Annotated in this window: 6 protein-coding genes; 2 read left to right on the forward strand and 4 right to left on the reverse strand. The window is 43.5% G+C overall.

Going from position 1 to position 5,259, the window contains the following annotated elements:
• Both RMO79_RS10635 and RMO79_RS10640 read right to left on the reverse strand, forming a co-directional pair.
• Positions 1-1,325 (reverse strand): C39 family peptidase (locus RMO79_RS10635; RefSeq protein WP_310483123.1); only part of this gene is annotated, 1,325 nt, incomplete at its 3' end.
• A gap of 115 nt (positions 1,326-1,440) precedes the next feature.
• Positions 1,441-2,892, reverse strand: coding sequence for a hypothetical protein (locus RMO79_RS10640; RefSeq protein ID WP_310483124.1), 1,452 nt, complete (start codon positions 2,890-2,892; stop codon positions 1,441-1,443).
• A 133-nt stretch (positions 2,893-3,025) separates the two neighbouring features.
• Here RMO79_RS10640 and RMO79_RS10645 point away from each other — a divergent pair, with 133 nt between their 5' ends.
• Positions 3,026-3,337: a DUF1778 domain-containing protein gene (locus tag RMO79_RS10645; protein WP_310483126.1), complete on the forward strand. Its 312-nt coding sequence runs from the start codon at positions 3,026-3,028 to the stop codon at positions 3,335-3,337.
• A 47-nt stretch (positions 3,338-3,384) separates the two neighbouring features.
• Here RMO79_RS10645 and RMO79_RS10650 read toward each other — a convergent pair whose 3' ends face one another.
• Positions 3,385-4,062: a Uma2 family endonuclease gene (locus RMO79_RS10650; RefSeq protein ID WP_310483127.1), complete on the reverse strand. Its 678-nt coding sequence runs from the start codon at positions 4,060-4,062 to the stop codon at positions 3,385-3,387.
• 186 nt (positions 4,063-4,248) lie between these two features.
• On the opposite strand from RMO79_RS10650, the gene RMO79_RS10655 reads away from it, so the two are divergent.
• Complete coding sequence (locus tag RMO79_RS10655) at positions 4,249-4,653, forward strand: hypothetical protein (RefSeq protein ID WP_310483128.1); 405 nt, start codon at positions 4,249-4,251, stop codon at positions 4,651-4,653.
• Between the two features lie 36 nt (positions 4,654-4,689).
• Here the strand turns inward: RMO79_RS10655 and RMO79_RS10660 are convergent.
• The coding region (locus tag RMO79_RS10660) for a hypothetical protein (RefSeq protein WP_310483129.1) at positions 4,690-5,259 on the reverse strand (570 nt) is incomplete at its 5' end.

The following is a 5,259-nucleotide window of genomic DNA, read 5'->3' on the forward strand; positions in this document are numbered from 1 at the left end:
GCGAGAAATTCTGGTCCCCAGGCTTCCCCAATCTGGCGATCGTAAGGATCGCGAATTAGTAACTGCTGAAGATAGCTGTCGTAGCCGATGACGGCTTGTAAATGCGCGCTCGTCGGCTCGGTAGTAGTCAGGGTAAACGGGATGCCCCGATCGATTAACGCTACAGCACTCTCCCAAGTCACCGTAAATTCACGGGCGATCCAGCCATTTTGCTCCGCCCACAGGCGTTCGCGATCGGGTGCCGTCCCGTCGTAGCAAATTTCCGCCGCAATATCCAGATGATCCGTCGGTTTATCCCAAAACCGCGTCAGCGTCGCCAGCGTCGCTGGGGCGCAAGTCGCCCGATGTTGGCGCACGAACCCGACGGGTAACAGTACCCGCTTGCCGACTAGGGGCTGCGCCCGCAGCCGCTCGGCAATCTTTTGATAAAAAGCACTCTCCACCTGCGCCGCTAACTGACTGGTAGCCGCAAAATCGCCCAAATAATAAGCCAAATCCGCCTGTCTGGAGAGCAACCACTGTTGCCCACCCGGTTCGAGTAACGGCATCCGCTCCGCATACCGCGCGTAACTCTGCTGCGCCCCTACATAATCGCCTAATTCAGTCTGCAACTGGGCTAGAGTATGCGCGATCGCTCCACTTTCAGTTTTGGTAAGCGTCTCCTGCAATAGAGCCAGCGCGGCATCATCCCGCTCTAGTAAAGTTAACATCCGCGCGATCGTCAAAGTCGCCGCAGTATCGTAAGGCTTCAACTCTAGAGCCTGCTCCGCCATCGCCTGAGCGGCTGAATAGAGATCCTGTTCCTCTAAAATCCAAGCCTGAGTCACGTATAGCCAGTAATTTTGAGGATCGAGGGCAATCGCCCGTTCGATCGATTCGCCCGCCGCATCAAAGTCGCGAAAATGCGATAATAATTGCCCGCGAAAACACGCCCATTCTGCCGATTCCGGCGGTGTCGCATCTGGAAATTCCGATCTCGATCGCACGAACTCCCAAGCTACCAGCAACCCCTTCCGACTCAACAGCGTCCGCGCATAATAATACGTCGCCGCGAGTGAAGTGCGATCGCCTCGCCCCGCCCGTAAATGGTATGCATAGCCCAATCTTTGCCCGCCCAACTGCATCGCCATCCTTCCTGCCAAGATCCGCGCCTCGGTACCTTGCCAATCTGATAACGGCGCGTGGGAAATCGCGACTTGATATGCTTGCAGGTTTAACCCGCGATCGTACAGAGTGCGAACGCGAGCGAGAATTTCGACAGGAATATGCATGACAACAAAATCTAATGTGCCAGTCTCAATGCCTACTAAGTTACAGTATGACACTTTTACAATCTGAGACTTATCTTTTTCGTAGTATTCCCCGCGATCGTGCCAAACTCGCAGAAAAATCGGCTAAATACTCACGATCGCTAGCAAACTTAGAGATGATTCAGAATTACTAGAGATAACCTTTTTGTTCTAGCTTCCACTGCTTGGGCATATTTGCTTTAGTAATAGTCACAATTGCTGGTTTAAACAACATGAATTTGGTACTATCGTTCTTACCATCGAAAAGTAAACTTAATCCCTCCAAATATCGAGTATCATCGGGGAAATCGATCTTGGGAACTAGATAATGAGTCGTGCTATTGAATGGCACAATCCAATACAGTCCGATATTATCTTCTACTAGTTCGATCTTTTGGGAGTTGTTTTTGATTAAACTTGCAGTAGAAACCATATAAGATCGCAAAAATTCTACTTTGCCACTATTGTAAAGTCTAGCAAAAGGCGATAGTTGACTATTAGCACTAGGATCGATTGGTAAGCTTTTAACAGGTATTTCTGGTTCGCGAATAACAATCTCAGCTTCGATAGTTTCTATCTCTGGCGGGATCGATCGCTGAAGCTTGGCAATTTCTTGAGCGACGATCGTCTTCAGATTGTCTGCTAGCTCTCGATTGCTTTTGTTTTGCTGGTTTTGCCGCTGTTGACACTCAGCTTTGAGCTTTTCTAAATCGATTTTTAAAGACGTAATTTCCTTTGATTCGATCGCAGATCCGGGACTAGAACTTTGCTGAGTATCGATCGAACCGATCTGAATTTTCAATGCAGCTATCTCTCGATCTTGCCGTGTAGTTCGATCGTTCGACCCTGCTAGTTGAGATTTAAGGACTTCTATCTCTTGCTGTTTTGTTGCTAACTGTTCGATGATTTTAGCACTAATAGACTGCAATTGTTCTTGCTTATTAGTTATAACTTCGATCCGATCTGCTGTTATCGATCCTTTTTCGAGCTGTAAGGTTCGATCGTTTAATTTGACGAATTTTTCTACTAAACTCTCAATGATGCTAGCTGGAGCTGCGGATGCTTGATTTTGAGTATTGGTTAATTTGCCACGCTCGATTAATTTCCAAGTTAGTGGTTCGACAACTGGTAGAAGTTGAACTAACGCGGGTGCGACTAAAAGACAATTATTATTAGAATGAGAACTAAGATCTCGATCGAAACTAGCAGCTAAAGAGGGCATTCGATCGAACGATCCACCTTTGAGGGGATTGGGTACCAACCAGCATTTATCGCCTAGCGATTGGGTGGGGATAATCCAATAATTTCCCCGTGCAAAGCGATAAAATATAATGTCGCCATTTTGACGAATGAAGCTATCTTCGCTGAGAGTAACATCGATCGCATAAGCTGTAAATAAATGCGGCAGATCGTTATATAATTCGATGAATCGATCTGGGGATAAATTCAGAACTGGCGAAATAGATGCGATCGCATTATCGAAAATTTGGGTGACAGGTTGGAGATTGACGGGAAGCTCTCCACGAGTGAGCGCAGAGACAAGATTATTTAGATAAATTTCTAATTGTTGAATCTGTCTGGCGACGGTACGAACTTCTGTCATAGTCAAATCAATTATCGATCTAACTCTATAATGCCCAAATTTGAACCAATGCTAGCGGTTATAAGCACAAGGCGCACTCTGCCAATCCTGCTAGCAAGCCGATTGGGACTTCAATGTTAAATTAATAAAAATCATGACTACCAACAAAACCAAACAACCAGCGCGACGCAGCGGTACGATTAACCTGCGAGTGGGAGATGCCCAAAAAGAGGCGATCGATCGGGCAGCGGCGATTCAGGGTAAGAGTCGGACGGAATTTATCCTCGATGCTGCTTATGGTGAGGCAACTAGCTTTTTACTCGAAGCTGGCGCGTCGTCTAACGACGATCGCAAATTCTTTTTAGTTGACGATGCCACATTTGAGGCATTTGAACGCCAACTAGAAGCGGAACCAGATCCCCTGCAATTGACAGCGTTGTTAGAACGTCCTGCCCCTTGGGATTAGATATCTGCTACCACCATGTTTTGCTGGGGGCATCATTTTAGAGATCGTCAGTCATTCGAGCTTGCTGGCAAATTTTGAATTTGATTGGCAAACCACATGGCAACATTACCATTATCATCATCCATCCGTTCTAGTGTGCGATCTAATAACTCGATCGGCAATCCTGCCAACGCAACAGATTCGATACATTCCTGATATTTACCATCTACTAATCGAAAAGCCAGTACCCGTTTTCCGCGCACATCGACTACCCAATATTCAGGAACTTCTAATATCAAATATAGTTGTTTCTTTTCATCCAAATCGCTGCCTAAAGTGTTGTCGGCAATCTCGATTACTAAATCGGGTATGCGCCACTCATTCAGATCGATTCGACGCGATTCACCCGATCGATCTTGAGGAAAGTTATCATCAATATATAAGATCTCATCTGGGGCAGCAGCTTGGCATGGTGATTTCTCTATTCCACAACCACCCAATAAATCAAATTTACTCTTTCCTTTGTTAATAAACCAGTTACCCAAAATCATTGTAAAGAGTTTACTCGATCTTGCATGGTTGATACCTTCATTCCCAATATCCTCAATCCACATTACTCTATCATGGAAAAAGACTCGTTCTAATTCACTCTGAGGATTTTCAACACGGTGAAGATAATCCTCCCAGGTGGCGGATGAGTATCGATCGATAATAACAGGTGGTGAGGTGGGGATAATAGCAGTCATGGGCGATTACCTCTCAATCTGGAGCTTCTAGATACGTCGATCTTACCGCAGACGTTTGGATTGAGTCATTTCGATAGTATTAAATGACATACTTCATCTTGAGATAATTGGCTGAGTGCAACTGAAGCATCAAAGGATATATTTGTGGTATTCAAACATTTATCCTCAGCAAGGACGATACAATCTATGAAAATACATATTGTCTTTTATATTCCTGCATTTGCATTATCATACTTGTTTTTTCATATATTTGCTGGGTCTCACATCCATAATGTTTTATCCACTATTTTCGGGCAATCTTCAAAAAATGAAAGTCCGTTGCAGAAGCCATTTGTTAACGATCTCAAAGTCGTCAAAATCACTAGTGATAGTGGAAAAACTAGACTAAAAATTTCCGAAAGGAGTACCGATGTTTCTATCGATGTCGATGCTTGTGATGAAATAAAGCTCTCCAAAGAAATTATTTACAAGTGTGTAGATGGTTCTAAAATATATGATATTGTGTGGTCAAGTGAAAGACCAAACATTATTACAATGAATATGTCTGATAATGGAAGATCCATGATTTCTCAAACCTTGAAGTACTGGTAAATAATAAACAAGCAGCAAGTATCGAGCAAAGATTATTTATAAGAATACCAACTCCCCCTGTTCTTGCAGTCGCCATGTTTGAGGGTTGGTATTAGGTTCGATCGATACGATCGCTGGTTTGAATACTTGAATCTTATGATAATCAGGGGTATAGTTATGCCCTGCAAAAATTGTACTAGTAGAAGTATAACTATGTTGATTGATATATTTATCTTCTACTGGTACCAAATAAGTACAGTCACCAAAAATAAATATCCAATAATTTCCTCGATTGGTTTCTTCTAGTACGACTATTTTCTCTTCATTTCCTCGATTAGAATTAATTGAATTTTTAGTGATATTCGCAATCTTAACTTGGTATTTGGCAGCAAACTCTCTAGGTTTATGATAATAATCTGAGATTATTTCTTGTTGGGCTAGAGTTAATTCAGCTCCAATTGTGTTTGACTCTTCTTTTACGATCGAATTTTGTCGATCGACAATGGCAGATTCTGATGGTTCTGCTGTTTCTAAAGAATTGCTATCTTCTAAATTTTCGGTCGAAATTGGCACGTCGATAGGGGAGTATTCATCTCGATCGAGAATTTTATCTTTGACTGTCAGAAT

The organism is Chamaesiphon sp. VAR_48_metabat_403, from assembly GCF_031422475.1.
GTDB lineage: Bacteria > Cyanobacteriota > Cyanobacteriia > Cyanobacteriales > Chamaesiphonaceae > Chamaesiphon.

What these genes read in the sequence shown, in the direction of transcription:
- RMO79_RS10645 (WP_310483126.1), top strand. Translation starts at nt 3,026, where the DNA reads ATGACTACCAACAAAACCAAACAACCAGCGCGACGCAGCGGTACGATT.
- RMO79_RS10655 (WP_310483128.1), top strand. Translation starts at nt 4,249, where the DNA reads ATGAAAATACATATTGTCTTTTATATTCCTGCATTTGCATTATCATAC.
- RMO79_RS10650 (WP_310483127.1), bottom strand. Translation starts at nt 4,062, where the DNA reads ATGACTGCTATTATCCCCACCTCACCACCTGTTATTATCGATCGATAC.
- RMO79_RS10640 (WP_310483124.1), bottom strand. Translation starts at nt 2,892, where the DNA reads ATGACAGAAGTTCGTACCGTCGCCAGACAGATTCAACAATTAGAAATT.